The organism is Nostoc sp. CCY 9925 (assembly GCF_963920935.1).
Lineage (GTDB): Bacteria > Cyanobacteriota > Cyanobacteriia > Cyanobacteriales > Nostocaceae > Nostoc.
In genome coordinates this window covers 42820-62350 of record NZ_CAWUDO010000049.1, presented here as the reverse complement: position 1 = coordinate 62350, position 19531 = coordinate 42820, and the positions used below count along the sequence as shown (strand labels likewise).

The 19531-nt window shown below is 41.7% G+C and carries 8 protein-coding genes and 1 pseudogene; 6 read left to right on the top strand and 3 right to left on the bottom strand.

The window, feature by feature from the left end; translation table 11 throughout:
* Window positions 1-53: 53 nt before the first annotated feature.
* Window positions 54-1340 (top strand): annotated as a pseudogene (gene ftsH, locus ACM0OY_RS22850) (ATP-dependent zinc metalloprotease FtsH); the annotation flags it as partial.
* 110 nt (window positions 1341-1450) lie between these two features.
* Here the strand turns inward: ftsH and ACM0OY_RS22845 are convergent.
* The 3 genes from ACM0OY_RS22845 to ACM0OY_RS22835 form a co-directional block, all read right to left on the bottom strand.
* Window positions 1451-2650 (bottom strand): MFS transporter, encoded by a 1200-nt coding sequence (locus tag ACM0OY_RS22845; RefSeq protein ID WP_414571126.1) that lies wholly within the window; start codon window positions 2648-2650, stop codon window positions 1451-1453.
* A 144-nt stretch (window positions 2651-2794) separates the two neighbouring features.
* The gene (gene moeB, locus ACM0OY_RS22840) at window positions 2795-3967 is read right to left on the bottom strand and encodes a molybdopterin-synthase adenylyltransferase MoeB (protein ID WP_414571125.1); all 1173 of its coding nucleotides are present in this window, start codon (window positions 3965-3967) and stop codon (window positions 2795-2797) included.
* Between the two features lie 71 nt (window positions 3968-4038).
* On the bottom strand, window positions 4039-4497 hold the full coding sequence (locus ACM0OY_RS22835) for a Mov34/MPN/PAD-1 family protein (RefSeq protein WP_414571124.1): 459 nt from the start codon (window positions 4495-4497) through the stop codon (window positions 4039-4041).
* Window positions 4498-5405: 908 nt separating this feature from the next.
* Here ACM0OY_RS22835 and ACM0OY_RS22830 point away from each other — a divergent pair.
* The 5 genes from ACM0OY_RS22830 to ACM0OY_RS22810 all read left to right on the top strand — a co-directional run bounded on the left by ACM0OY_RS22830 (window position 5406) and on the right by ACM0OY_RS22810 (window position 19270).
* Window positions 5406-7307, top strand: a complete 1902-nt coding sequence (locus ACM0OY_RS22830) for a calcium-binding protein (protein ID WP_414571123.1) — start codon at window positions 5406-5408, stop codon at window positions 7305-7307.
* Between the two features lie 2099 nt (window positions 7308-9406).
* Entirely contained in the window at window positions 9407-11359 is a 1953-nt protein-coding gene (locus tag ACM0OY_RS22825; protein ID WP_414571122.1) for a calcium-binding protein, read from the top strand.
* A gap of 746 nt (window positions 11360-12105) precedes the next feature.
* Complete coding sequence (locus ACM0OY_RS22820; RefSeq protein WP_414571121.1) at window positions 12106-13725, top strand: calcium-binding protein; 1620 nt, start codon at window positions 12106-12108, stop codon at window positions 13723-13725.
* A 691-nt stretch (window positions 13726-14416) separates the two neighbouring features.
* Complete coding sequence (locus ACM0OY_RS22815; RefSeq protein WP_414571120.1) at window positions 14417-16249, top strand: calcium-binding protein; 1833 nt, start codon at window positions 14417-14419, stop codon at window positions 16247-16249.
* A gap of 1065 nt (window positions 16250-17314) precedes the next feature.
* Window positions 17315-19270 (top strand): beta strand repeat-containing protein, encoded by a 1956-nt coding sequence (locus ACM0OY_RS22810; protein WP_414571119.1) that lies wholly within the window; start codon window positions 17315-17317, stop codon window positions 19268-19270.
* Window positions 19271-19531: the final 261 nt, after the last annotated feature.

Here is a 19531-nt window from a genome sequence, read left to right as displayed (position 1 = left end):
ACATTTTATCAGTTTTACGCTCCGGTTTTTTCTGAGTTTGTGAGAAATCCGGGTTTACGCAAATTGGTGCGAGGATTCCTAAAGGTGTACTGTTGGTTGGCCCTCCGGGTACTGGTAAGACACTTTTAGCCAAAGCTGTAGCAGGGGAAGCAGGAGTTCCATTTTTCAGCATCTCTGGTTCCGAGTTTGTGGAACTGTTTGTGGGTGTGGGTTCTTCCAGAGTACGAGATTTATTTGAGCAGGCAAAGAAACAAGCTCCCTGTATTGTATTTATTGATGAATTAGACGCCATTGGTAAGTCTCGTAGCAGTAACGGCTTCTACGGTGGTAATGATGAACGGGAACAAACTCTGAATCAGTTACTAACTGAAATGGATGGTTTTGCGGCTGGGGATGCGACCGTAATTGTCCTTGCAGCTACCAACCGCCCCGAAAGTCTCGATCCTGCTTTGCTGCGTCCGGGTCGCTTTGACCGTCAAGTGTTGGTAGACCGTCCTGATTTATCTGGTCGTGAAGCTATTCTGAAGATTCACGCTCAAAAGGTGAAATTAGGAGATGATGTAGATCTAAGAGCGATCGCTACTCGTACTCCTGGTTTTGCTGGTGCAGATTTAGCAAATTTGGTGAATGAAGCTGCATTGTTAGCAGCGCGCAACCAACGGCAAACGGTTGCTCAAGAAGACTTTGCCGAAGCAATTGAGCGGGTAGTCGCCGGCTTAGAAAAGAAGAGTCGGGTGATGAATGAGACTGAGAAAAAGATTGTTGCATACCATGAAGTTGGTCATGCAATGGTCGGGGCGCTAACAACAGGAAACGGTCGCGTAGAAAAGATTTCGATTATTCCCCGTGGAATGGCGGCTTTGGGCTACACCCTGCAATTACCAACCGAAGACCGCTTTTTGATGAATGAAGCAGAATTGCGGGGTCAGATTGCGACTTTGTTAGGGGGACGTTCCGCTGAAGAAATTGTATTTAACAGTATTACAACAGGTGCTTCCAACGATTTACAACGAGCAACTGACTTGGCAGAACGGATGGTGACTAGCTACGGTATGAGTAAAGTCTTAGGGCCACTGGCTTACCAGCAAGGACAACAAGCAATGTTCTTGGGTAATGGTGCCCCTAATCCCCGGCGGGCGGTGAGTGAAGACACAGCCAAAGCCATTGATAGCGAGGTCAAGGAAATCGTGGAAACAGCCCACGAACAAGCCCTACAGATTCTAAAACAGAATCGAGACTTGCTAGAAGCGATCGCAACTCAGCTCTTGGAAACAGAAGTCATTGAAGGAGAAAAACTGCATAATCTCTTGAGTCAAGTTAAACCTGTAGCTGCTTTTTAAACGCAGAGTAACGCTAAGGAAAGCGCAGCGAAAAGTCTGAGCGCTGGCTTCCGGCGATCAGAACTTTTCAAGACAGAGATACGCAGAGAATAGCTTTGCGTACCTTTGCCTTAAATCTCTGCGTTACTTGGCGTTTGAGAAATGCCACTCACCCCAATGCAAATACCAGCGAGGAAAAATGCAAATGCGCCCGCAGCTGCGCCTACAAAAGGTGATATGGTTTGCGGTTGGGGAAATATGACGCCAAACAAACTCATCGCCGCAGCAAACCCACCAAAATACGTACCAATTCCTAATCCCGCCCATCTTTGGGGTACTAGCCCTAAAGCAAAAGGGATTGCCCCGTTAACAATTAAACTAAAGCCAGCAACAATTAGCACAATTATGGGAATTTGTGCGCCCAAAAATATTATCATTAGTAACGAAGGAATGATTGCACAAACACCACAAAGCATTGCTTGACGATTGCCAATTTTGACGGCGAAGATCCCAGCTGGGATGTTGGCCAAAGCGATCGCAATTCCAATCCACACCATTTGCATATCGATATTATCAGTATTAAGTTGGGCTTTGAGGACTTTGCCCAAAACATCCATCAAAAATCGGATACCCCACGCTACGCCAAAACCAGTTCCTAAAATCAAAACCAATTTTTGTAAAGGAAACTTTACTATCTGTGCATTGTGTAGATCGACTGGCGTTTCTGGCGGATTAACTAAGCGCAACACAGCCACCGCACCCAACAACACAAAAGAACCAATCGCAAAGGTTAAAACTGGCCCTAAACTGAGAATAGACTTATAGGCGATCGGTCTAAAAGCGCCAATAAATCCTCCTACCAAAGTCACAACACTAACAGCCAATGGTAACTGTGCTGGTGTGGAATACATTCCCAACAAACATATAGCTGGAGAGCGAAATATTGTCATTGCTAATGCCCAGGCTACCAAAGTGATTGGCAGTAGCGATCGCATTACCATAGTAGGCGGGATCAAGCTGACGACACATGGTATAGCGATAAACAAAGCTGATGCCAGAATTACGCCTACTGAAATGAAGGGAAATCTAGTCCCTACCCAACGCCTAGTTCGGTCTGAAAGTCCCCCCATCAATGGTTCCAATACTGCACCCAAGGCATTTTCCACCAATAATAAACCAACAGCGAATGAGGTAGGAAAACCAAACTGGGTCAAAAGTTGGGGCAAGTATATATTATAAATTAACCAAGTCAGGGTAATTGCCCCCTGTACCGCTGCCAATACCCAAACTTGCACCCATAAGATATTGAAAGAAGATTTTGAGATAGTCATAAAGAAGACACGGGGACGCGAGGAATGGGAGACGCGGGGAACCCAAGAAAGGGAAACGGAACATAAGGGATGTAGTAAAGTTTTTACTCTTTGCGTCCCCGCGTCATGGCGTCCCCGCGTCCTTGCATTCCCATGTCTCTATTCTTAATACTCCGGAACTGAGGGATCGATTTCCCGACTCCAAGCGGTAATTCCGCCTTTGACATTCGTCCCAACGATCCCGGCTTCTTTGAGGATAGCCAGGGCTTTTGCCGATCGCCCGCCCATCTTACAATGAGCAATTAAATGGTGACCGTTTAATATTTCCTTCACCTTGGTAACACCATCACCGTTTTCAATTTCTGGTAAGGGCACCAAAACTGAACCAGGAATCTTAGCAATCTCGTATTCATTGGGGTTGCGGACATCCAGTAGTACAAAATCCTTCGCACCACTATCTAGTAATTCCTTCAAATCCTTAACGGTCATTTCTTGAATTTCCATCTGCTGTTTGGCCTCCTCTGCCTTAGCTTGTGGAATTCCGCAGAATTGTTCGTAGTCTATCAGCTTTTCAATGACTGGACGAATCGGGTTAGGACGCAGTTTCAACTCCCGGAATTTCATGTCTAAGGCGTTGTATAGCAGTAAGCGTCCACTCAAGGTGTTACCTTGTCCAATAATAATTTTGACAGTTTCCGTTGCTTGAATAACACCAATAATTCCTGGCAAAATTCCTAATACGCCGCCTTCTGCACAAGAGGGAACCATTCCTGGTGGTGGTGGTTCTGGATAAAGGTCACGATAATTCGGCCCACCTTCGTAGTTAAATACAGTGGCTTGTCCTTCAAAGCGGAAAATGGAACCGTAGACGTTGGGTTTGTTTAACAATACGCAAGCATCGTTAACTAGATATCTCGTAGGGAAGTTATCGGTGCCATCCACCACGATATCGTAAGGTTGGAAAATTTCGATCGCATTTTCGGAACTCAGGCGAGTTTCGTAGAGATCCACCTGACAATAGGGGTTAATCTCGTGAATACGGTTTTTTGCGGATTCAATCTTGGGTTTACCCACCCAGGATGTACCGTGGATGACTTGACGTTGCAAATTTGAAGTATCGACAACATCGAAATCGACGATCCCGATGCGTCCAATACCTGCGGCAGCTAGGTATAAAAGTAGTGGTGAACCTAGTCCACCTGTACCGATACAAAGTACGCTAGCAGCTTTCAGACGCTTTTGTCCTTCCAATCCTACTTCCGGCAAAATCAAGTGTCGGGAGTAGCGTTCGTAATCATCTTTGGTCAACTGGATTTCATCCAGATTCGGATTTAACATAGCAGTTGTCTTGTGCAAGAGCGGGAATATTAATCCTATCGAAAAATGATATCTGTCTTGAAATTAACCCGTTAAATTATATTTTCAATTGCCTCTGCTTGGAACTGATGATTATCATCAAGACTCCAGCTTCGCACTTGGGCGGCTTTGCCGTTTTGGACGGAAACTATTATATACGAGTATCCTTGCCAAGCATACAGGCGATCGCATTCTGAAGGTATGGCAGGGTGATCTGGGTGGGAGTGAAAAATGCCGATAATACTCAAACAGCGATCGCGTGCTTGTTTTTGTGCTTGTAACATTACTTCAGGTGCGATCGCATATTGTCGCTTTTTACTTTCTGCTGTGCGTTCGCCTGAAAATTCAGCACCTGCCTCTGTATTCCAGGCATTTTCTGTTGGCATCACTTCTACTGTCGTTTTGCCTTCACTAGCCAGATAACCTAAGATTATACCACAGCATTCTTCTGGGTAGATGTTTTCCGCATGGGTGCGAATTATTTCTAAATGTTGTGGGTTAAATTGAATCATGTCTGCGTTTGTAATTTTGCAACCTCTAGGGATTGTCGTTTCGATACAATACTTCACCACTTGTTGAAAATATTACATTTTTATTAAAAAATAGACATCCCATTAAATATTTCGGTATTTACTTAATTATCGGGTTCTTTAGATGTTTTCTATTTTCAGGCTAGATGTTCAGGCGATCGATTGCACAACGAGGGCATGAAAGTATTTATCTCCCAGTCCGCAGATCCTATTTTGAAAACAGTAAGACTTACGCATTGACAAACTAATTAAACTATAGGTTATGGGTTGAGCGCATTTCAGATTGGATTTTTAACTGTTTTTCAGCTATGTCTAAGGTAACTACTTGCCTGAGCTAGTGATGAAGCATGATTCAAATCACCCTCAAACTAATTGTTTTAGCTCTGAATCGACACCCTGAGAAATTTGTACAGTGCTTAAGACTTAGATAGTCCAAGATAGTTCGATAAATACTACTTGCAAGTTGCTCATACCGTTTCTTTGTGAAGCTGCATATATTTACCCCCCGCTACGCCGTCCCCCCTTGGCAAGGGGGGACTACAGGGGGGTCTTGATTATGTGCAGCTTCATACAGAATTGGTATCAGAGCCAATGTTGTGCAAAATAAAATCTGCTGAAAGCGTCAATTTTTAGCAAATTGTTTGGCTTTTCAAATATTATTGACCCGATTATTGACAACTGAATTATATCAGGTTCGATTGAATACTTAATAATTAAGGCTGACGCAAAGAGAAGTCTGTAGCAAGATCCCGCAGGGTGCGGTGACAATGTTTTGGAACGCCAAATGTGAACAGAACTTCCGGCGACGGACAGATGCGGATAACTTTGAATTATAGGTGATTTTCCGAATTTGATATTACTCTAAAAATCCTTTTAGGAAGGTAAAAGTTATGGCGAATATAAATGGGACTAATGCTGATGATTCTCTCAATGGCAGCAACTTACCAGATACGATTAACGGCCAATTAGGCAACGATACCATTACAGCGAAAGAGGGAAACGACACCTTAACTGGTGGAGGCGGCAAAGATACATTTGTTTACAAATTGGGCGATGGCACTGATTTCATCACCGATTTTGGTGGCATTGGTAAAGGGACAAGCCCAACAGCAGCGCTTATTGCCGAAGTTGATACGCTAATATTCCAAAGCTATGGCTTAATAGCACGAAATCTGCTACTTACCCAGAATGGCGCAAATTTGGAAATCACTTTTGAAAGGGTGGATGATGCCAAAGTCATCCTGCAAAACTTTGCCCTAGAAAACCTGGATAACCTGAGCAAATTGACTAAAGCTACTGTAGACTTGGGCAATATTGTGTTTTATGGACAAACTAGCACCACAGACAGCTTTGATGTTTTCGATGCTAACTCCAGCCAAAGCACTATTTTTAACAAGAATACAGTCACCTTCCTTAATGACTTGAACAATAATGTTAAAGGTTTTGATAACTCAGATGATGTCATCAATGGTCAGGGAGGTAATGACAAAATCCGTGGGTTAAGTGGCAACGACCTTTTGAGGGGTGGGACAGGCAACGATAGTCTCATTGGTGGTGTGGGAAATGATACTCTTATTGGCGGCGCAGGTAATAACTTGCTCAATGGTGACAGCGACAATGATTTACTCTGTGTCTATATCTACTACGACATTTATGATTACCCTCCCTATAAAAACAACCCTCGCTCAGATGGTAATAACACCCTCAACGGTGGCGTTGGGAATGATACCTTGATTGCTAGCCGTTCAACAGGCAATAACTTGCTTGATGGTGGCGATGGCAATGATTCTCTAGACATCTCTGGTTACGACGAGTATGTGCTACATAGCGACTATAGCGCTTTAGGCGATAACACCCTTAAAGGAGGTGCTGGTTTTGATAACTTGAATGCTAACTATTCATCAGGTAATAATCTACTCAGTGGTGGCACTGACAATGATAACTTGAGTGCTAGTGGTTCAAAAGGCAATAACCTACTCTCTGGAGGCGATGGCAATGATTTTGTCTCCGTCTCTGGTCAGCACCAATACGAGGAAGACTCATACGGACGTTTCCCTACCTTTAATTTCGACTCTCGCTCCTTAGGCAATAACACCCTCAACGGTGGTAATGGCCATGATACCTTGAGCGCTAGCGGTTCAAAAGGCAATAACCTGCTCAATGGTGGCAATGGCAATGATTATCTCAGCATTTCTGGCTCGTATTCTTATAACTACAGCGAATACTATGATGAATACGACCAAACCTACTACTACTCAGCCAGCGAAAACGACTCTCGATCGCTTGGCAATAACACCCTCAAGGGTGGTGCTGGTGACGATACCTTAAGTGCTGGCGGTTCAACAGGCAATAACCTGCTCTCTGGAGGTGATGGCAATGATTATATCTCTGCCTTTGATGCCTCTGGTAAAAACACCCTTAGGGGTGACTATGGAAATGATACCCTAAATGGTGGCTTTGGTAATGATACCCTTTATGGAGGAAGCGGTATCGATACCTTTGGTTTCAAAAGTTTCAATCAAGGGGTAGATACTATTTATGACTTTAATGCGACTAATGAGGTGATTAGCGTAGCTTTTGGCTACGATTTTGGCGGGAAAGGTATACTTTCATCTGCCCAGTTTACTATCGGAACATCTGCAACAACAACTGCTCAACGATTGATTTACAACTCTACGACAGGTGCATTGTTCTTCGATGAAGATGGCAGTGCCGGTACGTTTAGCCAGATACAATTTGCACAACTATCTGCCGGGTTGTTACTAACCAACAACAATTTTGTGATTGTTTAAGCTTAATTTGAAAATGCGAGGTGTTGAAAATAGCATCTCGCATTTGATTGCTTAATTACAGCTAGGTCGCATATTACCCTTGTTTAGTTTCTATTGTGCGTAGACGCGTTCGCGGAGCGTCTCGTTCGCGGAGCGTCTCGTTCGCGCAGCGTCTCCGACAGGAGAAGAGAAGCGGCTTGTCGTGAGACATCGCTTGAAATTTCAGCACCTGCCTCTGTATTCCAGGTATTTGCTATAGCCATCACTTCTTACTGTCGTCTTGCTCTCACTAGCCAGATTATCCAGACCTATACTACGGCATTCGTCTGGGTAGATGTTTTTGGCATGAGTGCGAATAGTTCGTAAATGTTCTTGGCTAAGTCCGAGTATGTCTGCATTTGTAGTTTTAGTTACTCCTAGCGATTTTCGCTTAGGTTCAAGATATTGCTACCTAGTGGTTTTTTCATAATAGCGATCGCCAAACAATCCCACAAAGACATCAAAAAGGTTTACTCCACTATTCCCCACTCCCAATTACCTAAGTAAGTTGGCATGATAAAACCAAACTCTACCAAAAAAAATCAACTCAGCTAAAACACTTATTCCTATTAGTTTTTTGCCATTTATTATTCCCTTATTTTAACGATAATTATTGACGCCGACTTACATATTTTCAAAAGAGCGATCGCCAAGTTAATATGTATTTTTACTCACTGCCTCGATCAACTGTTTTTTGGGATGAGTATGAAGAATACACAAAGATAAGTAAAGCTTGATTTGAATTAATAACGCTCTTTGTCCCATAAGGAATCCAGGCTTGCCCAGAATTATCTGTTTAGCAAAATTGACGAATTCTCAGCCTTTCGCCACCTAATTCACACAAAACATCAAAACTTAAAACATATACTTTTTTCAAGGAATAATATGAAGAGTATGCAAAGATATGATTTTAGGCGTAGACATCTAAGTAAATATTCAGTATTTAGTTAGTATGGTGTTACTTAGATGTTTCCTATTCTTATAGTTAAACGCCTACGGGTAATACTCTATAAAAAGGGCATGGCAATTTCTTTGCTTATTTCTTTTTGTCTGTAAACTGTCTCCTATTGTCAAGCTAGAGGTTCATGCGAACTATCGCACAACTATGGCATGAATGGATTTTTTACTGAGTCCCAAGTACCTAGTCCCCAGTCACTATTTTCAAGAAAGTCGCTCATGGAAAAAACTCACAATTAACAATGAGAAAGGTTTCGTCTTCTACTCACTTTTTCAAGCTCTACCCTCATGTGATAAATAACACAATAATCGCATGAAAATATTCCTTTCTCAGTCCGTATTTTCAAGACAGTCAATCACGGTAAAATCCCACAACCAACAATGAAAAAGCTTTCCTACCCTACTGCCTACCTCCTTTTTGAAGCTAGATTTTACAAACTAGCATCATTGATAGTTTTAGCAGAATAAAACCAGAAATCCTCAGAAGAGATATGTTTATAAGATCACTTCAATTTCGGCATTTTACATCCAAGCCTTGGATGTAAAATAATGTAAAGAATCTGCTAAGATATTTGTTGAAATATAGACATCTAAGTAAATATTCAGTATTTAATTAGTATGATCATATTTATATGTTCCCGATTCCGCAGTTAAACACTTTGGGGCGATCGCCCACAAGGAAAGCATAAAAATTTGTTTGGTTATTCCGTGTAAGCTGTTGGTTATTTTCAAACTAGTAGGGCTAGACCTTTCAAGATAGCTAAAAACCTTGCTCAAAAAATTCTTTTTTTAATCTGCTGACCACTGAAATGATTATGCCTTGGTTAGACATCGATGGCTGTGACAACACCAACGGGTAAGAAAACTTTCGTGGTTACAGAGGCAGAAAAAAGAGATTTACTCGCATTGAAAGGGTTGAACTGACATAATCCCAAATAGTTTAGATAAGACCTAATTGCAAGCTGGTTAACAAGGCGAGTATTGGGAAAATTGCTAAACCTGAAAGCGGATATTGAAGTATGCCGAAATATCTGATTTCGGTGTATTTTTGATGCCTCAGAACAGCATGAAAAATTGATAACTCAAGTTAGAAAAAAATTCATTGATTTAGGCAGGAAAAATTTATGGCGAATATTATTGGAACTCACGCTAACGATATCCTACTGGGCACCTCAAGCGCTGACACAATTAATGGTAAACCGGGGAATGATACCATCACAGGGAACAAAGGCAACGACACACTGACTGGTGGCGGTGGCAAGGATCTATTTGTTTATAACTTGGGCGACGGCACTGATACAATTACTGATTTTGGTGGCGTGGGTAAAGGCACAAACCCAACAGCAGGAGTTATTGCCGAAGTTGATACAATTAAATTTATTGGTGCTGGGTTGACTGCCGAAAATTTGTTGCTGACACAGAACGGTACAAACTTAGAAATCACCTTTGATGGGGTGGCTGGAACAAAAGTCATCCTGCAAAACTTCAAACTAGAAGATTTAGATAACCTGAAAGCTTCTGGAGGTAAACCAGCCATTGGCAATATTATCTTTAGTGGGCAAAGTAGCATCATTGATAGTTTTAATGTTTTGGATGCCAACTCTACTGATACGACCATCGGCATTAAGAACACAGTCACCTTTCTCAATGACCTTGCTAACAACATTAAGGGTTTAAATAACTCAAATGATGTAGTGAATGGTCAGGGAGGTAACGATAAAATCGACGGGTTAAGTGGTAACGATCTTTTGAGAGGTGGTGCAGGCAACGATACTCTCATTGGTGGGGTGGGGAATGACATCCTTAACGGTGGTGTGGGGAATGACAGTCTCGTAGGTGGTACTGGCAAAGACCTGCTGCACGGTGGTGCCGGAAATGATACTCTTGTTGGTGGTGCAGGCAATGACACCCTTAACGGTGGTAGCGGTAACGATTCTTTGAATGTTGACTCTTCAAGTGGCAACCATCTCTTAGATGGTGGCGATGGTGATGATACTCTCTCAGCTCTAGGCGACTACTACGGGTCTGTGGTGTCTGGTAATAATACACTCATTGGTGGCTGTGGTAATGATTCCCTGAATGCCGACTATTCAACAGGTGATAACCTGCTTGATGGTGGCAATGGCAATGATTCTCTTTCTGTTTCTGGCGATTATTACAGTCCTGAGGTCACTGGTAATAACACACTCATTGGTGGTATTGGTGACGATAATTTGGATGCTATCTTTTCCAAAGGTGATAATCTCCTGGATGGAGGCAATGGCAAAGATTATCTCTCCATCAGAGTTGCCGATGGTGATAATACGCTCAAGGGTGGTGCTGGTAACGATACCTTAGATGCTGGCATTTCTACAGGGAATAATCTGCTGTCTGGAGACAATGGCAATGATTACCTAACTGCGTCAGACTTCGAGGGCTACAGATTTGATAACACTTCAGGCAATAATACCCTCAACGGTGGCGCTGGTGACGATACCTTGAATGTTAACTATTCAAGAGGCGCTAACTTATTAGATGGAGGCGATGGCAATGATTATCTCTCCGGCTCTGACTACGGCTACGGCTATGGGGGAACATATTACAGTACCACTGGCAATAATACCCTCAATGGTGGCGCTGGTAACGATACCTTGAGTGTTGACTATTCAGAAGGCGATAATCTACTTGATGGTGGCGATGGCCATGATATTCTTTCTGCCTTGAATGCCACTGGAAAGAACACCCTCAAAGGTGGTAATGGCAATGATAGCCTCTATGGAGGAGGTGGTGTTGATACCTTTGTTTTTAATAGTTTCAATGAAGGTATCGATCGCATTTATGATTTCAACGCCACTAATGAAGTGATTGAAGTATCGGCTGCTGGTTTTGGTGGCGGTTTATCAGCAGGTGTACTATCTGCTAGTCAGTTGAGAATCGGAGCATCTGCAACTACAAGTAGTGAGCGATTTATTTATAATTCCACTACAGGTGCATTGTTCTTTGACCAAGATGGCAGCACTGGTGGGTTTGCTCAAGTACAATTTGCACAACTATCTACTGGTTTGGCTTTAAGCAACGAAAATTTTGTAGTTGTTTAAGGCTAATTAGCGTTCCATTACTGGACGGCAAGTAATATCAGAAATTATGAGAATGGGAGGTGTGTAGAATCACACCTCCCATTCATTATCAGTAAAAGGTTCCAAGGTTATGTAAAGTTATTTATTTAGAGAACAATAGCTCAGTAAATATTTTGTATATTAGTTTATTGACGGCTTATTGCAACCTTGCTAAAAATTAATCTCTTTATTCCCTCTTACTTAGTTCCCTATTTTTCAGCTAGACATCAAAGGCGATCGCTCAAAAAAAGTACGTAAATACAGCAAACTTCCAGAAGCCTGAAGTACACCATCTAGGTCTGGTAGCTAGACAAAGAGGCTATTCTAATTCTGAATTCCGTTCGGAGTAATGGAAAAGTCTCCGAATTTGCTCGTGAATTTTAAATTCTGCTGTATTTGTTTCCTTATTTTCAAGCTAGTAAGACTTATGCATTGACAAAAAGAAATATACCGTGTGAAAATCGGGCATTAAAGCCAAATTTTGTGATGCTTTTTGAGCGTTTATAAAAGCATAATAATGACTAATTTCGCACACCCTTAAAAATTTGTAAAGTGCTTAAGACTTAGATAGTTTGATACTTAAATAAGTCATATTTGCAAGCCAAAAAAAGAGAATTTTCCGAAAAATTAGTGACCCTTAAGGGTGACACGAAAGTATGCCAAAAGCGTCAACTTTTGGTGAATTATTTGTATGTTCAAACAGCACTAACATCAGCTAGAAAAAAGTTATGGCAAATATCATTGGAACCAACGGGAACGATACACTACTAGGCACCACGAGTGCCGACACGATTAACGGTAAACTTGGCAACGACATTATCACAGGTAATAAGGGCAACGATACTTTAACGGGTGGCGGTGGCAAGGATAGATTTGTTTACAACTTAGGTGACGGCATTGATACGATTACTGGTTTTGGTGGAGTGGGTAAAGGTACAAATCCAACAGCAGGAGTGGTTGCCGAAGTTGATACGATCAAATTTGTTGGGGCTGGGTTGACTGCGCGAAATTTGTTGCTCACCCAGAATGGCACAAATTTGGAAATCACCTTTGAAGGAGTGGCTGGTACAAAAGTCATCTTGAATAATTTCAAACTAGAAAACTTGGAGAACCTCAAAGCTTCTTCAACAAGACCAGCGATCGGTAATATTATCTTTGATGGCCAAACTACAATTATTGACAGTTTTAATGTTCTCGATGCCAACTCTACTGATACGACTATCGGCATCAAGAACACAGTCACCTTTCTCAATGACCTCGCCAACAATATTACCGCTTTAGACGACTCAAATGATGTGATTAATGGTCAGGGTGGTAATGACAAAATAGACGGCAAGAGTGGTAACGACTTGCTGCGGGGTGGTGTAGGTAACGATACTCTTATTGGTGGTGCAGGTAACGACATTCTGCGTGGCGATGCAGGGAATGATTCGCTGATTGGAAATGCAGATAGCCTCTTTGCTGGTAGCAATGATAATGATACTCTCTTTGGTGGTAATGGCAATGACACTCTTTCCGTCTCTGGTTACTACTCATATCCTTATGGTGGTGGATACAACGATTCTCGCTCCTCTGGTAACAACACTCTCAACGGTGACGTTGGTGATGACAACTTGAGTGCCAGCGGTTCAAAAGGCAATAATTTGCTCAATGGAGGCGATGGCAATGATACTCTATCTATCTCTGGCTACTACGAATCAATTAGCTACTCTGATGACTACGACTCTCGTTCTTCAGGTAATAACACGCTTAATGGTGGCGCTGGTAACGATAGCTTGAGTGCAAGCGGTTCAACAGGTAATAACCTCCTCAATGGAGGCGATGGTAATGATATTCTCTTCATATCTTCTGGCTACTATTCATACACCGTATCTTCAGACCCATATGATCCCCGCACCATCACTGATGAATACGACTCTCGTGCCTTAGGTAATAACACACTCAATGGTGGTAATGGCGATGATATTCTCAATGGTGGTTTGGGCAATGATATCCTCACAGGTGGCAATGGCAACGATACCCTTTATGGAGAAGGTGGTAATGATACCTTTGCTTTCAATAATTCTAATGAAAGCGTTGATATAATTCATGATTTTAACGCAACTAATGAAATAATTCAGGTATCGGCTACTGGTTTTGGTGGCGGCTTATCAGCAGGTGTACTCAAAGCTAGCCAGTTTACAATCGGTACATCTGCAACCACCAACGCTCAGAGATTTATTTACAACTCAACCACAGGTGCATTGTTTTTTGATGCAGATGGTAGTGCAGGTGCATTTACCAAGGTACAGTTTGCTTTAGTTACTGCTGGGTTGGCATTAACTAACAACAATTTTGTGGTTGTTTAATTGTAAATTAGCGATCGCACATAACTAATCCAGTAGAAGAAAATCAGAAATCCTTTGAATGCGAGGTTATACATACTTCGCATTTTGTAATTATATATACATTTATGTACTGATACAAAAGAATGTGAAGACTATGCAAAAATATTTCTCAAAATTTTATAAATCTACGTAAATATTCTGTATTTAGTTAGTAAGATGTTATTTAGATGTTTCCTATTTTTCAGTTAGACAGCCAAGGGCGATCGACCACGACAACGGGATGTAAATTATTTTGCCTATCCGCTGTCAAAGTTCCCTATTTTTAAGTTAGTAATACTTACGCATTGAGACAAAACTGAATATGAAGTGTGTATTAGACATTCAAGCTTTAATTTTTTGATGTTTTTTGAGAGCTGCTGGGTCTTGATGACGGCTGAGTTTGCGATCGAGGATACTTAAAAAAGCCTAAAGCGATCGCTATTACTCAATACACAGCCTCATAAATTTTTACAGTGCCTAAGGCTTAGATAGTCCAAATTATTTGGATAAGTGTTATCTGCAAACCATTGAAAATGTAAAACTTCCAGAAAAATTGCTAACCCTCAAGGGTGAAATCAAGTATATCGAAAGCGTCAACTTTCGAGAGGTTTTTGTGCGCCAAAATAGCACTAACAACCAAGAACTTAAACATCGATTGAAGTAGGAAACAATTATGGCAAATCTCATTGGAACCAACGTTAACGATACTTTACTAGGTACTACTAGCACCGACACGATTAACGGTAAACTTGGCAACGACACGATTACAGGAAACAAAGGTAATGACACCCTAACTGGTGGCGGTGGCAAGGATAGATTTGTTTACAACTTGGGTGACGGCATTGATACGATTACTGATTTTGGCGGAGTGGGTAAAGGCACAAACCCAACAGCAGGTGTTATTGCCGAAGTTGATACCATCAAATTTATTGGTGCTGGGTTGACTGCCAAAAATTTGTTGCTCACTCAGAACGGTACAAATTTGGAAATCACCTTTGAAGGGGTGACTGGTACAAAAATTATCTTGAAAAACTTCAAACTAGAAGACTTAGAGAACTTAAAAGCTTCTGGAAGTACGCCAGCGATCGGTAATATTATCTTTGATGGACAAACTACTATTATTGATAGTTTTAATGTCCTAGATGCCAACTCTGGTGAAACAACTATCGGCATTAAAAATACAGTTACTTTTCTCAATGACCTTGCTAACAATATTACTGCTTTAGACAACTCAAATGATGTGGTAAATGGTCAGGGGGGTAATGACAAAATCGACGGCTTAGGTGGCGATGACTTACTACGGGGTGGTGCAGGCAACGACACACTCATTGGTGGTGCTGGTAACGACGTATTGCGCGGTGATGCAGGGAATGACTCGCTCACTGGTGGTACTGGAAATAACCTGCTTGATGGTGCTGATGGTAATGATACTCTCTCTGTTTCTGGCTACTACGAAGATGAGCAGTATGACTATCGCTTGTCTGGCAAAAACACCCTCAACGGTGGTGCTGGTGATGATAACTTAAGTGCTAGTGGTTCAACAGGCGATAACCTGCTCTCTGGAGGCAATGGCAATGATTCTCTCTCTATTTCTGGTTACTATACCTTTCTATATCTCAACGATACTTACAACTCTCGCTCACTAGGAAAAAACACCCTCAACGGTGGTGCTGGTGACGATAATTTGAGTGCTAGCGCTTCAACAGGTAATAACCTGCTGTCTGGAGACGATGGTAATGATACTCTTTCCATCTCTGGCTACTACGACGGAGATAACTACGAGGAATACAACTCTCGCTCTTTAGGGAATAACACCCTCAACGGTGGTGTAGGTAACGATATCTTGAGTGCTAGCGGTTCAGAAGGCGATAATTTGCTCTTTGGAGCCGATGGCAATGATTCTCTCTCCATTTCTGGCTACTACAAGTACACTCCCTACGATAACCCATATGAACCCCGCGACTTATCCAACACATACGATTCTCGCTCCTCAGGCAAAAACACCCTCAGCGGTGGCACAGGTAACGACACCTTAAATGCTGGCGGTTCAACAGGCGATAATCTCTTGGATGGTGGCGATGGCAATGATATCCTCATAGCTTCTAATGCCACTGGTAAGAACACCCTCAAAGGTGGAAATGGCAATGATACCCTCACAGGCGGCAAGGGTAATGATAGCCTAATTGGAGGAAGCGGTATTGATACCTTTGTTTTCAATAGTTTCAATGAAGGTGTTGACAAAATTTCTGATTTCAACACTACTAATGAAGTGATTCAGGTATCTGCTGCTGGCTTTGGTGGCGGCTTAGCAGCAGGCGTACTCAAAGCTAATCAATTTAGAATCGGTGCATCTGCAAACACTAGCGCTCAAAGGTTTATTTATAACTCTACTACAGGTGCATTGTTCTTTGACCAGGATGGTAATGCGGGTGGGTTTGCTCAAGTACAATTTGCTTTAGTTACTGCCGGGTTGCCATTAACCAACAACAATTTCGTAGTTGTTTAATCGTGATTAAAACTTTATTAATCTAGGTAGAGAAAATCGCAAATGCTCGGAATGCGAGGTGTGTTAAATAGCAACTCGCATTCGACAGAGCAATGCAATTATAAAATTCCTTTGGAGAATATACATCCTCATCCATTTGGCTGATTCTGCTCATCCCGTAGGCGTAGTTAGCTGTAGGCATCGCTGCCATCAAAAAATAAAACATTTCTTGTCTTCTAATTCTTTGGAATATCTATTTTTTACTTCATGTAAAGAATTCGCTAGAAAAATATTAAGCGTATATAAAAAATTATCTGGCGAGATAATTATCAGTAAATAATTCATCAAATATGTAAAGATATTTTTTGATAAATCAATTAATCAGTAAATATTCTGTATATTAGTGAGCGGCAGTTGATTGGAATGTTCTGTTCGGTTTGTTTGTTTATGCTTTGCAATTAATTTGTTTTCTATTTTTGGCTAGATACCCAGGGAGAATAACCGACAACAAGGGCAAAAATATCTGTAAATCTGTTTTTGAGGCTAGTAAGACTTACGCATTGACAAAAGGGCTAGATTATAGTTTTTGGGTTTGAGAGATTCAAGCTTGATTTTTCAACTATTTCAGTGATGTCTATAGTAAATGCTTGCCTGCATAACTGATGACTGATGAATCAAATCATGTTGAAACCAGTTTTTTGTGAATCCACACACTGATGAATTTGTACAATGCCTAAGACTTAGATAATCCTCAATACTTGGATCGGTAATATAGGACTAGTATTTGATTTCTGAAAAAATCTAAGTATGTGTAGGGTGTGTTACGGCTTCCGTAACGCACCACCCGAAGGTTTTGGTGCGTTAGCCTACGGCATAACACACCCTACGTATATTTCAAAAATCAAATATGATTCCTATAGTTGCAAGTCAATCAAAAGGAGAATGTTCATTAAAAACTTGTAACGGTCAAGTGTGAGATTTAAGTACGCCGAAAGCATCAACTTTCAATAGATATTTTTGAGCCAAACAGAACTATAAACTGAGAACTGAACTTACTCCAAAAATCGATTCAGGTAGGAAAAATTTATGGCAAATATCATTGGAACCGAGGATTACGATACCCTACTAGGCACTAAGAGCGCTGACACGATTAACGGTAAAACTGGCAGCGACACCTTAACGGGTGGCGGTGGCAAGGATAAATTTATCTACAACTTGGGTGACGGTATTGATACAATCACTGATTTTGGTGGAGTGGGTAAAGGCACAAACCCAACACCAGGTATTATTGCCGAAGTTGATACGATTAAATTTATTGGTGCTGGGTTGACTGCGCGAAATTTGTTACTAACACAGAATGGCAAAGATTTGCAAATCAGCTTTGAAGGGGTGGCTGATACAAAAGTCATCTTGAAAAACTTCAAACTAGAAGACTTAGAGAACCTCAAAGCTTCTTCAACAAGACCAGCGATCGGTAATATTATCTTTGATGGCCAAACTAAAATTATTGATAGTTTTAATGTTCTGGATGCCAACTCTACTGATACGACCATCGGTATTAAGAACACAGTCACCTTTCTCAATGACCTTGCTAACAACATTAAGGGTTTAGATAACTCAAATGATGTAATCAATGGTCAAGGGGGTAACGACAAAATCGAGGGTTTAAGTGGCGACGACTTGCTGCGAGGTGATGCAGGCAACGATGTGCTACGTGGTGGTGTGGGGAATGACTCGCTCAGTGGTGGTGCTGGTAATAACTTGCTTGATGGTGGCGATGGCAATGATTCTCTAAGTGTCTCTGGCTACTATCAAACTGGTTACTATCAAGACTACGACTCCCGCTTGTCTGGGAAAAACACCCTCAACGGTGGTGCTGGTGATGATACCTTGAGTGCTAGTGGTTCAATAGGCGATAACCTGCTCTCTGGAGGCAATGGCAATGATTCTCTCTCTATTTCTGGTTACTATACCTTTTTATATATCAACGATATCTTCGACTCTCGCTCTATAGGCAAAAACACCCTCAATGGTGGTGCTGGTAACGATAACTTGAGTGCTAGTGGTTCAACAGGTAATAACCTGCTGTCTGGAGAAGATGGTAATGATTCTCTCTCTATCTCTGGCTACTACAACGGAAATAGCTACAACGAAGATGACTCTCGCTCCTTAGGGAATAACACCCTCAACGGTGGTGCAGGTAACGATACCTTGAGTGCTAGCGGTTCAAAAGGCGATAATCTGCTTTCTGGGGGGGATGGAAATGATTCTCTCTCCATCTCTGGCTACAATGAGTCCTACGTAGATGATAATCCCGATCCCCGCAGCTACTACGGCGGATACAACTCTCTCTCCTCAGGCAATAACACCCTCAACGGTGGCATTGGTGATGATGACTTGAGTGCTAGCGGTTCAATAGGTGATAACCTACTCTCTGGTGGCGATGGTAATGATACTCTATCTGTCTCTGGTGTCTTCTACGTAGTAAATAGTGATAGTTCATCCACAACGTTCAGCTCTCGCTCTATAGGCAATAACACCCTCAATGGTGGTGCTGGTAACGATAACTTGAGTGCTAGCGGTTCTACAGGCAGCAATCTTTTAGATGGTGGTGATGGTAATGATACCCTCACAGCCTTTGATGCCACTGGTAATAACACCCTCAAAGGTGGAAATGGCAATGATACCCTCACAGGTGGCAAGGGTAATGATAGCCTAATTGGAGGAAGTGGTATTGATACCTTTGTTTTCAATAGTTTCAATGAAGGTGTTGACAAAATTTCTGATTTCAACGCCACGAATGAAGTAATTCGGGTATCAGCTGCTGGTTTTGGTGGCGGTTTATCAGCAGGTGTATTAAAAGCTAATCAATTTAGAATCGGTGCATCTGCAACCACTAGCACTCAAAGGTTTATTTATAACTCCACAACAGGTGCATTGTTCTTCGACCAAGATGGCAGCGCGGGTGCATTTGCTCAAGTACAATTGGCTTTAGTTACTAGTGGGTTGTCGTTAAACAACACCAATTTTGTGGTTGTTTAATCGCGATTAAGGCTCTATTAATCTAGGTAGAGAAAATTGCAAATGCTGAGAATGCGAGATGCCTGAAATAGCAACTTGTATTTCCAGCATCAATGCAACCATAAAATCTATCTTGAGATAAAATACACCCTCATCCATTTGGTTGATTAGGCTCATTCTTTGGAGGTAGACAGCCATCAGTATCGCTGCAATCAAGAAATAAAATAGCTATTGTTTTCTGATTACTTCATGAAAGCATCTGTGTTATATATCATGTAAAGA

What these genes read in the sequence shown, in the direction of transcription:
- ACM0OY_RS22835 (WP_414571124.1), bottom strand. Translation starts at nt 4,497, where the DNA reads ATGATTCAATTTAACCCACAACATTTAGAAATAATTCGCACCCATGCG.
- ACM0OY_RS22820 (WP_414571121.1), top strand. Translation starts at nt 12,106, where the DNA reads ATGGCAAATATCATTGGAACCAACGGGAACGATACACTACTAGGCACC.
- ACM0OY_RS22830 (WP_414571123.1), top strand. Translation starts at nt 5,406, where the DNA reads ATGGCGAATATAAATGGGACTAATGCTGATGATTCTCTCAATGGCAGC.
- moeB (WP_414571125.1), bottom strand. Translation starts at nt 3,967, where the DNA reads ATGTTAAATCCGAATCTGGATGAAATCCAGTTGACCAAAGATGATTAC.
- ACM0OY_RS22810 (WP_414571119.1), top strand. Translation starts at nt 17,315, where the DNA reads ATGGCAAATATCATTGGAACCGAGGATTACGATACCCTACTAGGCACT.
- ACM0OY_RS22845 (WP_414571126.1), bottom strand. Translation starts at nt 2,650, where the DNA reads ATGACTATCTCAAAATCTTCTTTCAATATCTTATGGGTGCAAGTTTGG.
- ACM0OY_RS22825 (WP_414571122.1), top strand. Translation starts at nt 9,407, where the DNA reads ATGGCGAATATTATTGGAACTCACGCTAACGATATCCTACTGGGCACC.
- ACM0OY_RS22815 (WP_414571120.1), top strand. Translation starts at nt 14,417, where the DNA reads ATGGCAAATCTCATTGGAACCAACGTTAACGATACTTTACTAGGTACT.